The sequence below is a fragment of the Romboutsia hominis genome (assembly GCF_900002575.1).
In the GTDB taxonomy this organism is placed as follows: domain Bacteria; phylum Bacillota; class Clostridia; order Peptostreptococcales; family Peptostreptococcaceae; genus Romboutsia_C; species Romboutsia_C hominis.
Genome location: NZ_LN650648.1, coordinates 2,387,063 through 2,407,059, shown reverse-complemented (window position 1 = coordinate 2,407,059; position 19,997 = coordinate 2,387,063). Strand labels below are relative to the sequence as shown.

Below are 19,997 nucleotides of genomic sequence, written 5' to 3'. Positions count from 1 at the left end.
TGACACAATTGGTACCAAAAAAAATTCACTACGTTTGGATAGGTGGCCCAAAGGGAAATATAGAGAATATATGTATAAATTCATGGAGAGAAAAACTTCCAGAATATGAAATAATAGAATGGAATGAGCATAATTTTGATATAGAAAAAGAAATAAAAGGAAAAAAATTCTTAGAAGTATGTTATCAAAAAAAAATGTGGGCATTTATATCTGATTATATTAGGATAAAGGTTCTTTATGAACAAGGTGGTGTCTACATGGATACAGATATGCAAATATTAAAAGATATAACACCGCTTTTAGATAAACAGGATGTATTCTTTGGATATGAAGATGAAAAACATATAAGTGCAGGTATAATAGGTGCAAAACCAGGTCATAAAGTATTTAAACAAATGCTAGATTTTTATGAAAGTGACATACTTAGTGCACCATTTTATACTATACCAAAAGTAATAACTTATATAATAGAAAATAATTATAAAAAAATAGATAAAAATCATTATGAAGATGGAATAACTGTATACGATAGAGAATATTTCTATCCATTTAGCTATAGAGAAGATTTTTATTATGAATGTATAAAAGAAAATACTTATGGAATACATTGGTGGGGAAAAAGTTGGGTCAAAAAGAGAGACTATTTCTTAGAAACCAAACATATGAGAGGGATAGAGAAGGTTGTTAAATGCGCAAAAATATTTGTAAGTAATTCCTTACTAAGCACAAAAAGGAGAAAATAATTATGGAGAACTTATTAAAGAAAGTAGATATAAGAAAAATAGCTTTTACTTTAGTTTTATTTATGATTATATCTAGAAAATATATTATATCCTTTGTAAGCCCAGAAATAAATATGAATATAGTAAAATCTCTTTTATTTTATGCCTCTATAGGTATATTAGGGTTACTCTTTATAACTGAAAGAAAAAAGAGTATGTCAGAACTATTTTTAGTTGGAGCATGTTGTATATTGTATTTGCTAAATAGGGAAGGTGCAATATTACTTATTGTGTTGTTAGCTACAGTGGTAAAAAATTTAGATGATAAATATGTTATAAAAAATTACCTAATAATATCAGGTATATTTTTAATTATTGCTTTACTTGTGTTTAATTTATTTCCATGGTTGGAATTTAATAAAGAAATACATTATAGATATATAGCAAAAACAGATTCGTTAGCAGTTAGAATGGATTATGGATTAGGAAACCCTAATGCAATATTCTATCATATGGTAACTATTTATGCGGCATATATATTTTTAAGATTTAAAAAATATAACATGATAGATAGAGTTATATTATTTGCATCAACGTATTTTATATACGAAACTACATTTAGTAGAACAGGAGCATACACTATATTTGCAGGTTTAATATTTGTTGAAATAATAAGATTCATGGATATAAAGAATATAAAACCATTAAAAATATTAGCAAAAATTTCTCCTATAATTATAACAATAATAAGTGTTATTATAGGATACTTCTTCTATGACAATTATATGGCTAACAGGCTATTGGCAAGTAGACCAAAATATTGGCATGTATACTTAGCTCAAGCAGGAAATTTACTAAAACCTTTTGGTAATGCATATAGTGCAACTATTAAGTCTTTAAACCCTTTAGATAGTTCATATATATATATAGTTTGTGTTTTAGGATTGGTATCATTGATATTATTTATGTATGTTTTATATAAAGGGATAGGTAGTTTTATTGAAAAAGATAAAAAAGCATATTTAACAGTAGTTGTAATATTTTTAATATATTCTTTTGCAGAAAATATTTTATTAGAAGCAGCCTTTAGTTTCCCAATGGTACTTTTAATGAAAGAGTTTATGTTAATGGATAAAAATCAAATAGATATATACAAAGTGTTAAGGAGGAAATCATAATGTTAGTATCATTAATAATGCCAACAATAAATAGATATGACGAAATATATTTATTAATGGATAGCTTAAAAAAACAAACGTACAAAAAATTTGAACTAATAGTAATAGACCAAAATGACAATGATAAGGTAAAGGAAATAATAGACAATTATACTGATGATCTTGATATAAAGTATGTTAAGAGTGATAAACCAGGATTAAGTCTAAATAGAAATATAGGGATAGATATGGCAAAAGGACAAATTATAGGATTCCCTGATGATGACTGTGTTTATGAAGATGATACTTTAGAAAAGGTAATAAAATTCTTCGAAGAAAATAAAGAATATAGATTATATAGTTGCAAAACTATGGACTTTAACAAAGTTGATTATTTCAAAAAGATGTATGATGGTGAATGTGAAATAACAAGTACAAATATAATGGATACTTTAACATCTATAACATTCTTTATAAATTTTAAAGAAGATGATTATACAAAGTTTGATGAAAGACTTGGTGTAGGTGGAGAGTTTGGTTCTGGAGAAGAAATAGATTATGTACTAGACTTAATAAGCAAAGGATACAAGGGAAGATATTTTGGACAAAATATAATATTCCATCCAGCTAAAAAGCACTCTAAATCAAAAGAAAAGTATAAAAGAGATTTCAACTATGGTAGAGGATTTGGAGCGCTTTGCAAAAAAGAAATAGTTTATAGAAAAAACTATAAATTCATAAAGGTTATGGGTTATAAGATAATAAGAAATATTGGTGGATTAGTATTAAATAAAGATAGAGACTACCATGATGCAACAATTAAGGGGAGAATAGAAGGATTTAAGCAATATAAATTATAGTGAGGACAAGTTTATGAATAAAATAAAGACATTATTAAATATGGTCTTAGCTGCTATAATATATCCATTTAAAAAGTCTAGTTTTAAAGATAAAAATATTTGGCTAGTAGGTGGACATGCAGGAGATATATACGATGATAACTCAAAGTTTCTTTATGAATATATACTAAAAAATCATAAGGAAATAGATATATACTGGGTTATAAACGAAGATAGCAAAGCTAAGAGTAAGATACCAGGAAAAACATTAAATAAAGGAAGTATAGAGAATTATTTATACTACTATAATGCTCAAGTAATAATATTTTCTCATGCTCCTTCAGCTGATATTGCTCCATATAATTTTGCAGTTCCAATATTAAATAGGTTTCATAAAAAAACATTTAAGGTATTCTTAAATCATGGATCTATAAGTTTTAAAAAGAGAAAGCCAATGAACGCTAAGTTTAAGAAGATAATAGATGATTTAATGAAAAGCTATAATATGGCAACAACAATATCACAATTTGAAAAAGATATTATGGTAAATGAGTGGGGAATGGATGAAGATGCTGTTTGTATAGTAGGAAGTGCAAGACATGACAATCTACCACTAAATGAAAAAGCCAAAACAAAAGATATTTTATACATGCCTACATGGAGAGATTGGATAAAGTTTAATTCTGGTAAATTTACAGATAGTGAATACTTTAAAAATATAATGCTATTTTTAAATGATGAAAAATTAAATAACGTATTAGAAAAAAACGATGTAAATATAAAGTTTTATATGCATCATTTAATGCATGAGTTTATAGACGATATAAAAGAAAATATAACAGGAAAGAGAATAATATTTTTAGATAAAGATGTTACTGTAGCAGATGAAATAACATCTTCAATAGCAAATATAACGGACTATTCAGGAGTAGCAATAGATTTTATGTATATGGATAGACCAATACTTTTCTATCAGTTTGATGTAGAAAAATACAAAAAAGAAGTAGATTCATATATAGATTTAGATAATGAAATGTTTGGTTCGGTAGCTTATAATAAAGACGAAGCAGTTGAGGAATTAACAAAGTTAATAGAAAGTGGATTTAAAGTTAAGGAAAGTCAAAAAGATGCAAGAAAAAAGTTTTTCAGATATAATGACAATAACAACTGTAGTAGAATTTACGAGTGCATATTAAAAAAGTTGAATAAATAATATAAAAATAATGAGGACGGTAATATGAAAGAAAATTTAGTATCTATAATTACTCCCATGTATAATTCTGGAAAATTTATTAGAAATACAATAGAATCTGTTTTAAATCAAACCTATGAAGATTGGGAAATGATAATAGTAGATGATTGTTCTAAAGATGAATCACCTGAAATAGTTAAATCTTATACTAAAAAAGATGAAAGAATAAAATATATAAGAGTAAGTGAAAATAAAGGTGTATCTAATGCTAGAAATGTAGCTTTAAAAAATGCAAGCGGTAGGTATATAGCGTTCTTAGATAGCGATGATATATGGGAAACAACTAAACTAGAAAAACAAATAAGATTTATGAAAGAAAAAAATTGTGCAATATCTTTTACTTCATATGAGCTTATAAATGAAGAGAACCAAAAACTAAATAAAGTTGTTAGAGTTCCTAAAAGTGTAGATTATAAAACATTATTAAAAGGTAATGTATTAGGTTGTCTAACAGTTGTAATAGATAAATCTAAATTAAATTTTGATATAAAAATGAGTGGCGTTAGACATGAAGACTATGTATTATGGTTATCAATATTAAAAAGAGGATATATAGCTTATGGATTGGATGAGGTATTGGCACAATATAGAAAATCACTAACTTCTCTTAGTGGAAACAAGATAAAATCAGCTATGTGGACTTGGAATATATATAGAAACATAGAAAAGATACCACTACATAAATCAATATACTACTTTGTAAATTATAGTATAAATGGAATCAAAAAAAGCTAGGGTGTTTATTAGATTATATTTAAAAAAATAATATATGTAGTATATGAGGAGAAATAAAATATGAATGAACCATTAGTATCGATAATAACTCCTGTATATAATGCAGAAAGATTTCTAGGTGATACAATAAAATCGATACAAAACCAAACATATAAGAATTGGGAACTTGTATTAGTTGATGATTGTTCAAAAGATAAATCTTCTGATATGATAAAAGAATTTCAAGCTAATGATGACAGAATAAGATATATAAAGCTTGAGAAAAACTCAGGAGCATCTGTATCTAGAAATACAGGAATAAAAAATGCAAAAGGAAGATTTATTGCATTTGTAGATAGTGATGATATATGGCAACCAGAAAAATTAAAAATACAAATAGAATATATGCTAGAAAATAAATTAGGGTTTACATTTACATCATATAGATATATGAAAGAAGACGGGAGATTAACAAAGAAGGTTGCAAAGGCACCTAAAAAAATAAACTACAAAGGACTATTAAAAAATACAATAATAGGATGTTCAACTGTAGTTATAGATAAAGAAATAGTTGGTGAGTTTAGTATGCCATTAGTAAGAAGAGGTCAAGATACGGCAACTTGGTTACAAATACTTAAAACACAAGATTATGCTTATGGTATAGAAAAAGATTTAGTAAACTATAGGCTAGTGGGAGATTCTTTATCAAGTAATAAAATAAAAGCACTTAAAAGAACATGGAATACTTATAGAAACGTAGAAAAATTAAGTGTACTTAAAAGTTCTTATGTATTTTGTTTTTATGTAATTAATGCAATTAGGAAAAGATTATAAAATATACACAAATTATATTTATAAAGAAATTTGAAATTTTCCTCCCTTAAACAAAATTTAAGTGAAGGAAATTTTATATACATTTTGGAGGAGAAAGTCATGAAAATTGCAATAGCTGGAACAGGATATGTTGGTTTAGTGACAGGAGTATGTCTAGCTGAAGTAGGACATGAAAATGTAGTATGTGTTGATGTTGATGAAAAAAAGGTAAATCTTATGAAGTCAGGTATAGCACCAATATATGAAAAAGACTTAGAAGGTTTAATGAAGAAAAATTATAAAGAAGGAAAAATAGATTATACTACTAACTACAAAGAAGCATATAAAGATGCCGATGTAATAATGATAGCAGTTGGAACTCCAGAAAGAAGAGATGGCTCTGCAAACTTAGATTATATAAAGAAGGTATCTAAACAAATTGCAAACTCAATAAAAAAAGACACTTTAGTAGTTATAAAATCTACAGTTCCCATAGGGACTAATGAAAAAATAGAAAAGTTTATAAAAAATAACTTAAAAAATAATGTAAAAGTAGAAGTAGCATCAAATCCTGAGTTTTTAGCACAAGGAACTGCTGTAAGAGATACTTTACATGCATCTAGAATAGTAATAGGTGTAGAAAGTGACTGGGCTAAAGACATATTAGAAAGTGTATATAGTCCATTTAATCAACCAATAGTAGTCACTAATAGAAATAGTGCAGAAATGATAAAATATGCATCTAATGACTTTTTAGCGCTTAAAATATCTTTTATGAATGATATAGCAAACCTTTGTGAAATAGTAGGAGCAAATATAGAAGATGTAGCTAAAGGAATGAGCCTAGATGAAAGAATAGGAGATAAATTCTTAAAAGCTGGTATAGGATATGGTGGTTCTTGTTTTCCAAAAGATACAAAAGCGCTTCACTGGCTGTCTACTCATAATGGATATGAGCTAAAAACTGTTAAAGCTGCAATAGAAGTAAATGAAGCTCAAAAACTTAGATTAGTAAAAAAATCAGCAGAGTTAATTGATAACTTTGAAAATCTAAAGGTAGCTGTATTAGGTCTTACATTTAAGCCAGGAACAGATGATTTAAGAGAAGCACCATCTATAGTAAATATTGAATATTTATTAGAAAGAGGTGCCAAGATAACAGCTTATGACCCTGTTGGTATAGAAAATGCTAAGAAGATATTTAAAGATAATATATCTTATTCTACAAGTATAGATGAAGCAATAGAAGAAGCAGATGTTTGTTTCATAATGACTGAATGGAAAGATATTCTAAATTATGATATATCTAAATACAAAGAAAAAATGAATAAACCTTTAATACTTGATGGAAGAAATTGCTACAAAATGGAAGATATGAAAAGCTTAGGTATAGAATACTACTCTATAGGTCGTTAAGTAGAGATATTTTAATATTAGTATAAATCAAGAAAGGTAAATAATATGAAAACTATATGTTACTTAGCAGATGGGTCAAATCCACACACTATTAAATGGTGTGATTACTTTAAAACAAGAGGATATAATATACATGTTATATCCTTAAATGGTGGAAAAATAGATGGGGTTAAGGTACATGACTTTAGCGCTAATGTAGAAGAATTAAGAAATGAAAGTATATTAAAAAAATCAGGCTATATAAAGTATATAGGTGAAATTAAAAAGCTTGTACATGAGATAAAGCCAGATATACTACATGCACAATATGCAAGTAGCTATGGATTTATAGGAAGTTTTTTAGGATATCATCCATACATAATATCTGTATGGGGAACAGATATATATGATTTCCCTAACAATGGAATAATACAAAAACAAATTATAAAGCATAATTTTAGAAAATGTGATTATATATTTTCAAATAGTAGAGATATGGCAAAGGAAGCAAATAAATACACAAACAAACATGTAGATGTAACTTTCTTTGGTGTAGACATGGATAGATTTAAGCCTATAGATGTTAAAAAAGATGACACATTTACAATAGGAATAATAAAAAGCCTTGAGAAAAAGTATGGAATAGAATATCTTATAAAAGCATTTAAAGAATTAAAAGATGAATATCCAAATAAAAAACTAGCATTAAAAATAGGTGGTTCAGGAAAAAATGAAGAAAACCTAAGAAATTTAACTAAAGAATTAAAGTTAGAAGACAGTGTTGAATTTTTAGGGAGAATAGCACCTGATAATATTGCTAAGACTTTCTCATCTTTTGATGTTACAGTATTCCCATCATTAAGAGAAGGATTTGGAGTTGCAGCTATAGAATCTCAAGCTTGTGAAGTTCCTGTAATAGTTACTAATGTAGGGGGACACCCTGAATCATTAGACAACAATAAAACAGGATTTATAGTTGAGCCTAAAAACCCTACACAAATAAAGGAAGCTATAATAAAGTTTATGAATGATGAAGATTTAAGAATAAAAATGGGAAAAGAAGGCCGCAAATTTGTTAAAAACAATTACGAAATAAATCTAAACTTTGGAGATATAGCTAAGATATATGAGAATATATTAAATAAATCTAAATAAATTATACATTTTTTATTATTAATGATATAATAAGCATAGTTAGTGGCTTAGTCTTAAATAAACGCTGTTTATAGGGGGCTAAGCCTTATTTTGTAATTTCTTTGCAAAATTTGTAGTATGGAGGGGATTTATTTGAGCAGTATGAATTTATCAAAAGATAATATATCAAGAGTCTTAATTATTGGTGGAGGATGTGCTGGTGAGATGGTAATACATGAACTAGAAAGAAATCCACAATTAAACAAAAAGGCTATAGCAATAATAGATGATGATTTATCTAAAATAGGCAAAAAAATTAATAATATAGAAATAGTTGGAACAAGGGATGATATAGATAAGGTTATAGAAGAATACAATATAGATGAAATTATATTTTCAATAGCAAATATATCAAAAAAAGAGAAAAAAGAAATAATGAACATCTGTAAAAATACAGAATGTAAAATAAAAACAATACCGGGGATTTATGAAATAATAGATGGAAAAGTTGATATAAAACAAGTTAGAGATGTAGATATAACGGATTTACTGGGAAGAACACCTATAGAAGTAGATTTTAAGATAATGGGTCAATATATACAAGATAGTACTGTATTAGTTACAGGAGGGGGAGGTTCAATAGGTTCAGAGCTTTGTAGACAAATATCTCGTTTAAGACCTAAAGAACTTATAATAGTAGATATATACGAAAATAACCTATACAATATCCAACAAGAGCTATTAAGAGCTTATGGAGATACCTTAAAAGTAAAAGCAATAGTAGCATCTGTAAGAGAAGAAAAAAGAATGGAAAAAATATTTGAAAAGTACAGACCAAATGTAGTATTTCATGCAGCAGCACATAAGCATGTTCCTTTAATGGAATTTAGTAAAGGAGAAGCTATAAAAAATAATATATTTGGTACTTTGAATGTAGCTATGCTTGCTAGTAAATATAATGTTAAGAGATTTTTACTAATATCTACAGATAAAGCAGTAAACCCAACTAATATTATGGGTGCTACAAAAAGAGCTGCCGAGATGATAATACAAACTCTAGATGAAAAAAGTGATACAGAGTTTGTTGCAGTTAGATTTGGAAATGTGTTAGGAAGTAATGGAAGTGTTATACCATTATTCAAAAAACAAATAGAAGAAGGCGGACCAGTTACTGTAACTCATCCAGAAATAATAAGATACTTTATGACAATAGAAGAAGCAGTAGGTCTTGTTATACAAGCAGGTGGTATGGCAAAAGGAGGAGAAATATTTGTACTTGATATGGGAGAACAAGTAAAAATATTAGACCTTGCTAAAAACTTAATAAAGCTTAGCGGACTAGAACCAGATATAGATATTGAAATAAAGTTTACAGGATTAAGACCAGGTGAAAAGTTATATGAAGAACTTTTACTAGAAGAAGAAGGGTTAAGTGATACAAGACATAAAAAAATATTCATAGGAAGTAGAATAGAGTTTGATACAATGCAGCTATTTGAAGGATTGGACAAGCTTTATCATTTAGTTAAAGAAGAAGATGAAGATGGATTAGAAGAGGCTATGAAAGAGCTAGTATCAACATATAAAAATCCAGAAGAAGTAAATGTATTATAAAAAAGTAACAAAATTGTTACCGTTTATTTGAAAAAAATGTAAAATAGTGATACAATTAATTTATAAAAAATAATGAGGGGTGAATTATGGGGATAAGAAAAGAGAAGAGAAATTTAATAACAAAGGCTACAAGTATGATGATACTTTCAGGTAGCTTACTTATAACTGCTAATAATCAAGAAGCTTATGCTGATACAGCATCAAGCCAATCATATATAAAAAGTACTATACAAAAAGGAACAGTATACAACTGTGGTTCATTAAATGTAAGAAAAGGACCAGGAACATCAAATTCTATTATAACAAAGGTATACTCAGGAAACACTGTTGAGATACAAGAGAAAAATAGCAATGGATGGTATAAAATAAAGACTCCAAATGGTCAAATAGGTTGGGTTAGTGGTGCTTATATAAGATTAGCATCAAATAATAACCAAGGTAGTAGTGTAGCTAGCAGCCAACCTACTCAAGCTATAAATAAAAATGGAGTGGTATATAACTGCGATTCATTAAATGTAAGAACAGGACCAGGAGCATCAAATTCGATTATAACAAAGGTATACTCAGGAAATAGTGTTTATATACAAGAAAAACACAGTAATGGTTGGTACAAAGTAAAAACTTCAAACGGCCAAGTAGGTTGGGTAAGTGGATCTTATGTAAAAATACAAGAATCAAATAATAACCAAAACAACAATCAAAATAATCAAGTAACAAATAATAATAAAGCTAAGAAAATAGTAGATTTAGCTCATAAGCAATTAGGAAAGCCATATGTATGGGGTGCAGAAGGCCCAAGTAGCTTTGATTGTTCAGGATTAACATCATATGTATACAAAAATGGTGCAGGTGTAAAATTACCTAGAACATCTAAATCTCAAGGTACTGTTGGAAGATATGTTAGCAAAGCTAACTTAAAGCCAGGTGATTTAGTATTCTTTGCATCAAATGGAAAGACTATAAATCATGTTGGTATATATATAGGAAATTCGAAAATGATACATTCTCCTAAGCCAGGTCAGAATGTTAGAATAGATAGTATAAGTTCTGGATATTATGCGAAAAACTACTTTACAGCAAGAGCTGTATTATAGAATATAATAAACTTATATTAACTAAAGATAATATCAAAAAAATTTTAGGGTATTTTATTAGGGCTAAAGCTCTGATAGAATACTCTTTTTTAGTAAAAATAAGCTATAAAAATATTAATTAAAATAAATATAGTAAATAAATTTTAAAACAATAGAAATTTTTGTGACATAGTATATAAATTGACTGGATAAATGTGTTTCTATATACTATAAATTAAGTTTAAAATTTGGATTTTATATAATAGGGGGAAAAAATGAAAAAATTAAAAGCATTTATAGTATCTTTTTTAATGATACTATCAGCATCAACTGTCAATGTATCAGCAAGTGATAAAGAGATGAGAGCAGCTTGGATATCAACAGTTTACAACATGGATTGGCCTAGTAGTAAAAATAATGAAACTGCTCAAAAAAGAGAGTACATAGAATTATTAGATAAGCTAAAATCTGTGGGAATAAACACAGTAGTAGTTCAAGTTAGGCCAAAGGCAGATGCTATTTATAAATCAAATATAAATCCTTGGTCAGAATATTTAACAGGTACTCAAGGAAAAGACCCAGGTTATGACCCATTACCATTTTTAATAGATGAGGCACATAAAAGAGGTATGGAGTTTCATGCATGGTTTAATCCATATAGAGTAACAACTAGCGGAACAGACTTAAGTAAACTAGCAAGTAACAATCCAGCTAGATTACACCCAGACTGGGTACTTAAGTGTAAAAATGGAAGCAATGAAGCGCTTATATACAATCCAGGGCTTCCTGAAGTTAGAAAGCATGTAGTGGATTCTGTTAATGAGGTTGTTAAAAATTACAATATAGATGGAGTTCACTTTGATGACTACTTCTATAGAAGTGGTATAGATGATAGTGACACTTATAATAAATATAAAAAGCCAGGACAAAGTATAGAGGACTGGAGAAGAGAAAATGTAAATACTTTATTAAAAGAAGTTAAAACTTCCATAAAAGAAATAAAGCCAAATGTAGAGTTTGGAGTAAGCCCAAAAGGTATATGGAGAAATAAAGATAGTGATCCAACAGGTTCAGATACAAGAGGAGCAGAGAGTTATTCAGATGACTTTGCAGATACTAGAACTTGGATAAGACAAGGCCTAGTAGATTATGTAGTTCCTCAGCTTTATTGGCCAATAGGATACTCTGCAGCTGATTATTCAAAATTAGTTAGTTGGTGGGCAAATGAAGTAAGAGGATACGATGTAGATTTATATATAGGACAAGGTGTATACAAAAATGGGACAGGAGATTACCCAGGTCAAGATGTAGCAGGAGAAATTAAAGAACAAATAAACTTAAATAGACAATACAGTGATATAAAAGGAAGTATGTATTTCTCAGCACGTGATATAGTAAAAAATTCTAAACTTCAAAGTGACATGAAAGACCTTTATGTAAATAATATAAAAATAACAGAGCTTAAAGGAGAAGATAGATACGAAACAGCGTGCAAAATAAGCAAAGAAGGATGGAAAGAAGGAGCAAAAACTGTAATACTTACAAATGGTAATTCAGTAGTAGATGGAGTAACAGCTACACCACTTGCATCAGTAAATGATGCTCCAATATTACTAGTTCAAAAAGACGGTATACCAACTTCTACAAAAGATGAAATCAAAAGATTAAATCCAAGTAATATAATAGTTATAGGTGGAGAAGGTTCTGTAAATAATAAAGTAATGGATGAATTAAAATCTATATTACCAAGTGTGTCATTAACTAGAATAGGTGGCATAGATAGATATGAAACATCTCTTCAAATAGCTAAAAGAATATCAGAAAAAGTTGATATAAATAAGGTATATTTAGCAGGTGGATATGGTGAAGTAGATGCATTATCTATAGCATCACAAGCTGGTATAGATAAACAACCTATAATATTATCTGGAAAAGATAGTTTAAGCGAAAATGTATATAATTGGTTAAAATCACAAGGTATACAAGAGGCTTATTTTGTAGGTGGAAAAACTGTATTATCTGATGAAGTTATAAAACAAGTAAATAAAATAACTTTAAATAATGTATTAAATAATAGAATATCTGGTGATGATAGACAAGAAACTAATGCAAAGATAATAGGAAAGTTTTATCCTCAAAATAAATACAACACATTACTAGTAACAAAAAGTAACCCACTAGTAGATGCACTAACAGCAGGACCATTAGCTGCAAAACTTAATTCTCCTATTGTTATCTTAGGAGATACTATTAGTGAAACTCAAAAGACTGTATTAGGTGTAAAAAATACACAAAGCATACACAAAATAGGTGGGGGAATAAATGATACTGCCTTTAATAATGTAGTAAATTTAGTTAAATAATAGTAGATTGTTAATAAAAAAGAGTTATTCTATTTAACTAGAATAACTCTTTTATTTATATAATTATAATAAAAACACCCTATAAAAGTTTATAGGGTGTTTTTAATTAAAAATCTATTTCATATTAGGATTATCTTTAGGCATTATATCCTTGAAGATAAAGTCATGTAGTATATCTAAACTATCTGGAGTAAATTCAAGTACCCATCCAGTTTGATGACTTATAATATGACCTGTACTGTGAACACCATCATCTATAGGGAATTCCATTTGCTTTAACTCTAAATTACCCATACTTAAAACTTTAGTACCTAATCCTATTATTTCAGTAGGACTCATGTTAGTTCTAACATAAGGAAGTATAGTATTTAATAACTCAGGGTATTTAGTTACAGGTAAATTCTTAACTCCGTTTATTAGACCTTGTATAACATTTCTTTGTCTTCTATCTCTTTCAAAAGCAGAGTCATTCTTTCTTATACGAGAGTAAGAAAGTAATTGGTATCCATTAAGTTTTTGGTTACCAGCATGTTCTATATACTTAATTTCACCTTTATTAGGGTCATTATCCCACTTATAAGTTTCTGGTATAAACTTATTCATTTCTTTTATTTCATTTTCTTTAACATCTACTTCAACGCCACCTAATGCATCAACTATATCCATAAATGAATAGAAGTTAACAGTAGCATAGTCTTGAATATCAACTTCGAAGTTTTTCTCGATAGTTTCTATAAGTAAGCTTTCTTTTCCATATGCATAAGCATGTGTAAGTTTTTGTTTTCCATGTCCAGGAATATCAACATATGCGTCACGAGCTAGTGATGTAAGTTTTAAACTCTTATTCTTGTTATCAATAGTAAGTATCATCATCGTATCAGATCTTGATGTTTTTTCACCAGGTCTTTCATCAGTACCTATTAATAGTATATTAGTAATTCCTTTTTCATTTTTATATTGATTGTTGTTCAATATATCTGAGTTTACACTAGAATCATGAATACTATTTAGTTTAAAGTATAGATATCCAAAGGCTGCTAAAGGAAAAGCAACAACTAGTACAGCCAAGAATATAACGAACTTTGCCAAAGGTGAAAGCCTTTTTTTATTCTTCTTTCTCGACAAAATAATCCCTTCTTTCTTTATCATTTTCCAACAATATACTTATTATATTAAAGTATAGCAATATATTCAATAGTATATATGTAACAAAAAATATACAAATATAACTTTATATATAATATATATCAAAATAAAGAACCTATTCATATAAAGTAATAAAGGTAAAAATAAAGAGGTGGAAGTAAATGTTATATGTTGATAAAAACCAAATCAACGAAGTGCATAAAGGAATATCTTATAACTTGAACTATCCAATTATACAAACTGAAGGTATAAACCATAATAAAGTAAATAAACTTAACAAAGATATGTATGAAGATGTAGAAACATTTAAAGAAGTTATAGAATTACAAAATGAATTTGACTATATAAACATAAACAAAAACATAATGTCAGAGTATAGTGTACATTTAAATACTGAAGATATGATAAGTATAGTTATAGAGTTTTCTCAAATAGCTGGACTATATGGAATAAGTTATATAAATTCATATAACTATGATTTAAAAGAAGGTAAATATATAACATTAGATGATTTATTTAAAAAAGACAGCTACTATATAAAAAGGATAAATGAAAAGATAATAGATAATATAGACTCTATACTAGAGAGGTATTGTTATGATGAAGAAGATATTGAAGGTTTTTTAGGAATAACAAAAGACCAATCTTTTTATATAGAAGAAAATGCAGTGGTCATATGTTTTTCTAGTTATGAGTTTGATAAATTAATATCTACACCGATAGAATTTAAGATTAGTTTTTATGAATTTGAAGATTATTTAAGTGATTATGCAAAGAAAAAAATATGCAGAAAATAATTTTTAGGGGGATAATATGCTAAAAGAATATGATAGAGAAAAAGCAGTAGCTTATGCTAGAAAATGGGCACTAGATCATAATCCTGATTATGCAAACTATGAACTTTATGGAGGTGACTGCACAAATTATATATCGCAGTGCCTAAGGGCTGGGAATATTCCTTTTGATAATATTGGAGAACATGTACTTAAAAAATGGTATTGGTATAGTGAATATTCAAGAACTCCAACTTGGACAGCAGCAGAGCCTTTTTATAAATATGTAGTAGGTAATAATAGCATCTCAACTGAAAACTATGGAGTATATGCAAGAGATGCAGTATATAATGAATTAGAGCTAGGAGATATAGTGCAACTTGTATATGATAATGTAGCATATCATGCAATGATAGTTACAGACATAATATTAGAAGGTGAATATTTATTAGATTACCTTATATGTCAACATACTTATGATTTACTAGATTATCCCCTTAGTTTAAAAGAGGGAGAGAGAAGATATATAAAAATATTAGGATATTACCAATAATATGAAATATATTGTTGAAATAAAAGTGTTCTCTAGCTATAATATTACAGAGAACATTTTTATTTTAAAATATTAATTTATAAAAAAATTAAAATATATAAAAAGGGAATATAAATGATTAGAGAAAAAATAAGAAGTTTTACAGAAGATGTTTGTGATCATAATGGATACACAAACGAAGTAAAAGAGGAAATTGAGTATACATTAAGTATATTTTTATTTGAAATAACAAAAATATTTATTGTTATATTATTATTTTCTTTATTAGGTCTTTTTAAAGAGATATCTTTAGTAATGATTGTCATGGGACTTACAAAACCATTTACAGGTGGATATCATGAAAGTACACAAATTAAATGCCTAGTAGCAACAATTATTCTATCAGGGATTATTATTATTTTATCTATAAATAATAATTTAAATTTTATTAGTATTATACTATTAAATTTAATAAATATATTTAGTGTATATCATCAAGCACCAATAATTAATGAAGATATGCCACTTACTAGGGAAGATTTAATAAGAAAAAATAGAATTATTGCAACAATAAGTTGTATTATATTCTTTATAATAGCTTTAATATTAAGCTCAAAAGGAATTTATAGTAGTATTATAACATGGACATTAGTTATAGACTCATGTCTTATGTTTAATAAAAAATATAAAATCAAAATTAAGGGGGACTAGCAAAATGAAAAAAATAATAGGTGGGTTAATGTGTTTATTATCAATAGTTGTTATGAATACAGGAGCAGCTTCTCTTTTATTAGTAGGGACTGAGAAAATGCCTGAATCAATGAAAAACAAGAGGTAGTATGTTAAATATAGCAGACATAACAAATTCTATAATACAGTCTATATTAATAAGTTATTTTCCGTACTACTGTTTGAAAAAAGAAGGACTAATTAGCAAAAAGGATGGAACTATTAAATTTATACTTACAGCTATAGTTATATTTGCAAATATAATTATAGTAACTAAATTAATAGGAGGAACATCTTTATCTATAATTATAATGAATATACTTAACATGGTTATAATAGCATGTTCTTATTTTAACCATTATAGTAAAGCAATAACTTCATATTTTATAATATACATTATAATGCAAATGTCTGTGATAATAGCTGGGAATATACATTGGTCATATACACAAGATCTATTAAATAATCCTGAATTATCTACAATATTGACTATGTATTTACCAATGTATACAATAGAAATACTTATATTGGTATTTAAAAATAAAATATATTCAATATATAATATTTTTAGTAGATATAAATATTGCTTTGAAGTTGGAGTATTTTTCGTACTTTCTTTTGACTATATACTTTCTTTATCATTAATCATACATGGAAATGATAGTGTTGTTTTTAAGAATTTAATAATAATTAGTTGTATTGTATTTTTAATATCACTATTTATGTATGTTTTAAGTATAAACAAAAAAATTAATGAAATAGAAAAGTTAAATATAGCATTAAGTAATAAAAATAATGAACTTAAAAAAATAAAGCATGACTATGGTTCACAAATCTCTTACATAAATGGACTATATATAATGGAACAATATGAAAGATTAGGTGATCTTCTAAAACATATAATAAATGGAAATAATCAAGTATCAGGTAATATAAAAATTATATCAAATGAAAATTCTATAATTACATGTATAGTTAATTCTTTCGATTTTAAAGATATAAACATAATAGTAGAAGAGGAAAGCGACATCCAAAACTTAAATATATCAGAGTATGATCTGCAAAAAATACTATCAAATATAATAAGTAATTCTATAACAGCATTAGGCAATAATGGTTTAATCATTATAAAAACATATAAAATATTTAATAATATATACATAAGTATTAAAAATAATGGACCTAAAATAGAAGATAAAATAATTGATAAAATTTTTGATGAAGGTTTTACAACGAAAACAGATATGAATAAAAAAGAAAATGGATTTGGATTAGCAATAGTAAAAGAATTAGTGGAAAAGAACAAAGGAAAGATTTATGTAGATAGCAATGTTGATTATACAGAATTTAAAATATTATTTTCAGTATAAAATATAGTTGTCATAAATTTTTACAGACGGTATTTTATCATCAGGGGTACTATAGCAAAACATAAAGGGAATATTTTAAATATATAAATAAATATTTAAGATAGTATAAAAGCTATGAACTGTATAGATTAAACTATACATTTCATAGCTTTTTTAATAATGTTTATTTTAAAGTATATTTCTATAGAGATTATAAGTATTTATACTTTGTAGATTATGTATATAAAGAATTTTATCAATATTATTTTCACTTAAGTACTTATCTATATCTACCTTATAATATCTAGGGTCAATAACATGTATCTTAGCATAATCATAAGCTAAAAATGGGATAAAGTTATGAGCATAAGAATCTTTAAATATTAAAATTTCACCATATCCACTACCATCTATAAGACATATACCAGGATCTCCATGAAGAAAGTATTGATATTTATTTTTTCCACTTAGCTTATCCTTATCATACAAAGTATTGTATTTTTTATTAAAATCAATAGCTATATTAAAATTGTTATATTTATCATAAGAGTATATATCATCACCATTTATCATAGGTAGCATTGCCTTTGAATAATAGGTACCATAAAAATTATTAGATACTTTATTATAATCTTTTAAAATATTATCTATATTAAGTGTATTATTCATATCATCATAAGCTATTTTTGCCCCAAGCTGAGTCCAATGGTGGTCTGTATTAAAGTATATTGGTAATTGTTTATATTTATTTAAAATATTATAAGGAGTATAAAAATTAATAAAACTATTACCATTAGATAGCTCTATGTCTTTAGAAATAGATTTTATATTATTATTTATATAATTTAGAGCATCATATTGATTATCAGTTATAGCCCAAGAAGGAAGCTCATCTTTATAAAAGGCTATAGAATTAGGTACTATCATTAAGGTAGAAGATATATTATATTTATCGTAAACATATTTTGACATATTTATGACCTGGGAAATATTTTTATCTATTATATCCTTATTAAATACAAACTTTTCCATAAGTCTATGTTTTTTTCCTAGATATATTTCTCTAAATTCTCTTTGCCCTACTAAATAGCTAAAAGAATTTTTTATTTCTAAAAAATTAGCTCTAAGCGGAAATTGATCAGAAGTATATTTATCAAAATCCTTAAAGAATCTTTTACTATAGATATCTTCTAGAGAAATTTGTGGAAACTGATTAAGTATTTTATTTTCTATTTCACTAATTTTTTTATCTTCAGTAAACAATGTACTTAAAGGTACTATAAATATAAAAGCAAAGAAAAAAATTAAAGTCATAAGTTTTAAAATATTATATTTCTTTTTCAAAGCCTACCTCCTAAAACCTAAAATATAGAAATGGATTGAAAGAGGAGTCTACTAAAAATGAAGTCGCCACTATAAATCCAACAATTAAAGTTATAAATCTTAAAATTTCATATTTATCTAGAATTATTTTTATAATAGGAGTAGATGCTATTATAGAAAAAACTATTAAAATTATATTATGTATAAAATAATAATAAAAAGCACTATCTACAAAGGTATTATTAAAGTTAAACATAGAGCCTAGATAGATTAAAATACTATTAATATCTGTTATCTCAAATATAACAAATCCTATAATAACTAAAAACATAACATATATATGACTTAAAAACTTAGGTAATTTTTTTAGAATTTCTAATAAGAATAATTTTTCAATTATTAGAATAATACCAAAGTAAAGTCCCCACAATATAAAGTTAAAGCTAGCTCCATGCCAAAGACCAGTTAAAAACCAAACTATAAAAATATTAAAAATCCATCTACTCTTACTACATCTATTACCACCAAGAGGAATATATAAATAATCTCTAAACCATATACCAAGGCTTATATGCCATCTTCTCCAAAACTCAGTTATAGATTTTGAAATATAAGGAAAATTAAAATTCTCTAAAAGGTCAAAACCAAATATTTTACCAAGACCTATTGCCATATCAGAATAACCTGAAAAATCAAAGTATATCTGAAGAGTAAAGCAGATTATTCCAAGCCAAGCTGTTAAATTAGATAAATCATTAAAAGGTGTAGATTTAATGCTAAACCATATAGCCCCTAGATTATTTGCAATTATTACCTTCTTTAATATACCTATTATAAACCTATAAACGCCCTCATAAATTTTATCAAAACTAATACATCTATTAATAAGTTGATGTGATATATCGTGATATCTAACTATAGGTCCTGCAACTAGCTGTGGAAATAGTGTTATAAAAGTACCTAAGTTTATTATATTTTTTTGAACAGGAGAATCATTTCTATAAACATCTATACTATAAGACATAGTTTGAAATGTATAAAAACTAATACCAATAGGAAGACTAAGATT

At 26.7% G+C, this 19,997-nt stretch carries 19 protein-coding genes; 16 read left to right on the top strand and 3 right to left on the bottom strand.

Annotated features, from left to right (window positions below; all coding sequences use genetic code 11):
* Window positions 1–8: 8 nt before the first annotated feature.
* The 11 genes from FRIFI_RS15040 to FRIFI_RS11670 all read left to right on the top strand — a co-directional run bounded on the left by FRIFI_RS15040 (window position 9) and on the right by FRIFI_RS11670 (window position 13,076).
* Window positions 9–743, top strand: coding sequence for a glycosyltransferase (locus FRIFI_RS15040; RefSeq protein ID WP_176579617.1), 735 nt, complete (start codon window positions 9–11; stop codon window positions 741–743).
* A gap of 2 nt (window positions 744–745) precedes the next feature.
* The gene (locus tag FRIFI_RS15035; RefSeq protein WP_176579616.1) at window positions 746–1,900 is read left to right on the top strand and encodes a polysaccharide polymerase; all 1,155 of its coding nucleotides are present in this window, start codon (window positions 746–748) and stop codon (window positions 1,898–1,900) included.
* Window positions 1,900–2,739, top strand: coding sequence for a glycosyltransferase family 2 protein (locus FRIFI_RS11710; RefSeq protein ID WP_166505942.1), 840 nt, complete (start codon window positions 1,900–1,902; stop codon window positions 2,737–2,739). Before FRIFI_RS15035 ends, FRIFI_RS11710 begins: the two co-directional genes overlap by 1 nt.
* Before the next feature lie 13 nt (window positions 2,740–2,752).
* Entirely contained in the window at window positions 2,753–3,931 is a 1,179-nt protein-coding gene (locus FRIFI_RS11705; protein ID WP_166505941.1) for a CDP-glycerol glycerophosphotransferase family protein, read from the top strand.
* 24 nt (window positions 3,932–3,955) lie between these two features.
* A complete protein-coding gene (locus FRIFI_RS11700) occupies window positions 3,956–4,705 on the top strand; it encodes a glycosyltransferase family 2 protein (protein ID WP_166505940.1) in 750 nt (249 codons plus the stop codon).
* A gap of 60 nt (window positions 4,706–4,765) precedes the next feature.
* Complete coding sequence (locus FRIFI_RS11695; protein WP_092923960.1) at window positions 4,766–5,518, top strand: glycosyltransferase family 2 protein; 753 nt, start codon at window positions 4,766–4,768, stop codon at window positions 5,516–5,518.
* A 99-nt stretch (window positions 5,519–5,617) separates the two neighbouring features.
* Window positions 5,618–6,913 (top strand): UDP-glucose dehydrogenase family protein, encoded by a 1,296-nt coding sequence (locus FRIFI_RS11690; RefSeq protein WP_166505939.1) that lies wholly within the window; start codon window positions 5,618–5,620, stop codon window positions 6,911–6,913.
* 45 nt (window positions 6,914–6,958) lie between these two features.
* Window positions 6,959–8,047, top strand: coding sequence for a glycosyltransferase family 4 protein (locus FRIFI_RS11685; protein WP_166505938.1), 1,089 nt, complete (start codon window positions 6,959–6,961; stop codon window positions 8,045–8,047).
* 141 nt (window positions 8,048–8,188) lie between these two features.
* Entirely contained in the window at window positions 8,189–9,640 is a 1,452-nt protein-coding gene (locus tag FRIFI_RS11680) for a polysaccharide biosynthesis protein (protein WP_330383784.1), read from the top strand.
* Between the two features lie 86 nt (window positions 9,641–9,726).
* Window positions 9,727–10,734: a C40 family peptidase gene (locus tag FRIFI_RS11675; RefSeq protein WP_166505937.1), complete on the top strand. Its 1,008-nt coding sequence runs from the start codon at window positions 9,727–9,729 to the stop codon at window positions 10,732–10,734.
* Between the two features lie 254 nt (window positions 10,735–10,988).
* Window positions 10,989–13,076, top strand: a complete 2,088-nt coding sequence (locus FRIFI_RS11670; protein WP_166505936.1) for a family 10 glycosylhydrolase — start codon at window positions 10,989–10,991, stop codon at window positions 13,074–13,076.
* Window positions 13,077–13,190: 114 nt separating this feature from the next.
* Here FRIFI_RS11670 and FRIFI_RS11665 read toward each other — a convergent pair whose 3' ends face one another.
* Window positions 13,191–14,165, bottom strand: coding sequence for an LCP family protein (locus FRIFI_RS11665; RefSeq protein ID WP_242977255.1), 975 nt, complete (start codon window positions 14,163–14,165; stop codon window positions 13,191–13,193).
* A gap of 218 nt (window positions 14,166–14,383) precedes the next feature.
* Here FRIFI_RS11665 and FRIFI_RS11660 point away from each other — a divergent pair, with 218 nt between their 5' ends.
* From FRIFI_RS11660 to FRIFI_RS11645, 5 genes are all read left to right on the top strand, one after another.
* Window positions 14,384–15,019 carry an RsiV family protein gene (locus FRIFI_RS11660; protein WP_092923981.1) on the top strand — a complete coding sequence of 212 codons (636 nt, stop codon included), beginning with the start codon at window positions 14,384–14,386 and terminating at the stop codon, window positions 15,017–15,019.
* Between the two features lie 16 nt (window positions 15,020–15,035).
* Entirely contained in the window at window positions 15,036–15,548 is a 513-nt protein-coding gene (locus FRIFI_RS11655; protein ID WP_166505935.1) for an amidase domain-containing protein, read from the top strand.
* Between the two features lie 114 nt (window positions 15,549–15,662).
* The gene (locus FRIFI_RS11650) at window positions 15,663–16,238 is read left to right on the top strand and encodes an accessory gene regulator B family protein (RefSeq protein WP_166505934.1); all 576 of its coding nucleotides are present in this window, start codon (window positions 15,663–15,665) and stop codon (window positions 16,236–16,238) included.
* Between the two features lie 4 nt (window positions 16,239–16,242).
* Entirely contained in the window at window positions 16,243–16,365 is a 123-nt protein-coding gene (locus FRIFI_RS15075; RefSeq protein WP_195928487.1) for a cyclic lactone autoinducer peptide, read from the top strand.
* A 1-nt stretch (window position 16,366) separates the two neighbouring features.
* Entirely contained in the window at window positions 16,367–17,626 is a 1,260-nt protein-coding gene (locus FRIFI_RS11645) for a sensor histidine kinase (protein ID WP_166505933.1), read from the top strand.
* 168 nt (window positions 17,627–17,794) lie between these two features.
* Here the strand turns inward: FRIFI_RS11645 and FRIFI_RS11640 are convergent, their stop codons facing one another.
* Window positions 17,795–18,949: a DHHW family protein gene (locus tag FRIFI_RS11640; protein WP_166505932.1), complete on the bottom strand. Its 1,155-nt coding sequence runs from the start codon at window positions 18,947–18,949 to the stop codon at window positions 17,795–17,797.
* Window positions 18,950–18,959: 10 nt separating this feature from the next.
* Complete coding sequence (locus FRIFI_RS11635) at window positions 18,960–19,952, bottom strand: MBOAT family O-acyltransferase (RefSeq protein WP_330405530.1); 993 nt, start codon at window positions 19,950–19,952, stop codon at window positions 18,960–18,962.
* Between the last annotated feature and the right edge of the window lie 45 nt (window positions 19,953–19,997).

Bases quoted from the DNA above. Each gene is read 5' to 3' on its own strand.
- FRIFI_RS11660 (WP_092923981.1), top strand. From the start codon at position 14,384: ATGTTATATGTTGATAAAAACCAAATCAACGAAGTGCATAAAGGAATA.
- FRIFI_RS11690 (WP_166505939.1), top strand. From the start codon at position 5,618: ATGAAAATTGCAATAGCTGGAACAGGATATGTTGGTTTAGTGACAGGA.
- FRIFI_RS15035 (WP_176579616.1), top strand. From the start codon at position 746: ATGGAGAACTTATTAAAGAAAGTAGATATAAGAAAAATAGCTTTTACT.
- FRIFI_RS11670 (WP_166505936.1), top strand. From the start codon at position 10,989: ATGAAAAAATTAAAAGCATTTATAGTATCTTTTTTAATGATACTATCA.
- FRIFI_RS11695 (WP_092923960.1), top strand. From the start codon at position 4,766: ATGAATGAACCATTAGTATCGATAATAACTCCTGTATATAATGCAGAA.
- FRIFI_RS11700 (WP_166505940.1), top strand. From the start codon at position 3,956: ATGAAAGAAAATTTAGTATCTATAATTACTCCCATGTATAATTCTGGA.
- FRIFI_RS11675 (WP_166505937.1), top strand. From the start codon at position 9,727: ATGGGGATAAGAAAAGAGAAGAGAAATTTAATAACAAAGGCTACAAGT.
- FRIFI_RS11645 (WP_166505933.1), top strand. From the start codon at position 16,367: ATGTTAAATATAGCAGACATAACAAATTCTATAATACAGTCTATATTA.
- FRIFI_RS11680 (WP_330383784.1), top strand. From the start codon at position 8,189: ATGAATTTATCAAAAGATAATATATCAAGAGTCTTAATTATTGGTGGA.
- FRIFI_RS11655 (WP_166505935.1), top strand. From the start codon at position 15,036: ATGCTAAAAGAATATGATAGAGAAAAAGCAGTAGCTTATGCTAGAAAA.
- FRIFI_RS11650 (WP_166505934.1), top strand. From the start codon at position 15,663: ATGATTAGAGAAAAAATAAGAAGTTTTACAGAAGATGTTTGTGATCAT.
- FRIFI_RS11710 (WP_166505942.1), top strand. From the start codon at position 1,900: ATGTTAGTATCATTAATAATGCCAACAATAAATAGATATGACGAAATA.
- FRIFI_RS11705 (WP_166505941.1), top strand. From the start codon at position 2,753: ATGAATAAAATAAAGACATTATTAAATATGGTCTTAGCTGCTATAATA.
- FRIFI_RS11685 (WP_166505938.1), top strand. From the start codon at position 6,959: ATGAAAACTATATGTTACTTAGCAGATGGGTCAAATCCACACACTATT.
- FRIFI_RS11635 (WP_330405530.1), bottom strand. From the start codon at position 19,952: ATGTCTTATAGTATAGATGTTTATAGAAATGATTCTCCTGTTCAAAAA.
- FRIFI_RS15075 (WP_195928487.1), top strand. From the start codon at position 16,243: ATGAAAAAAATAATAGGTGGGTTAATGTGTTTATTATCAATAGTTGTT.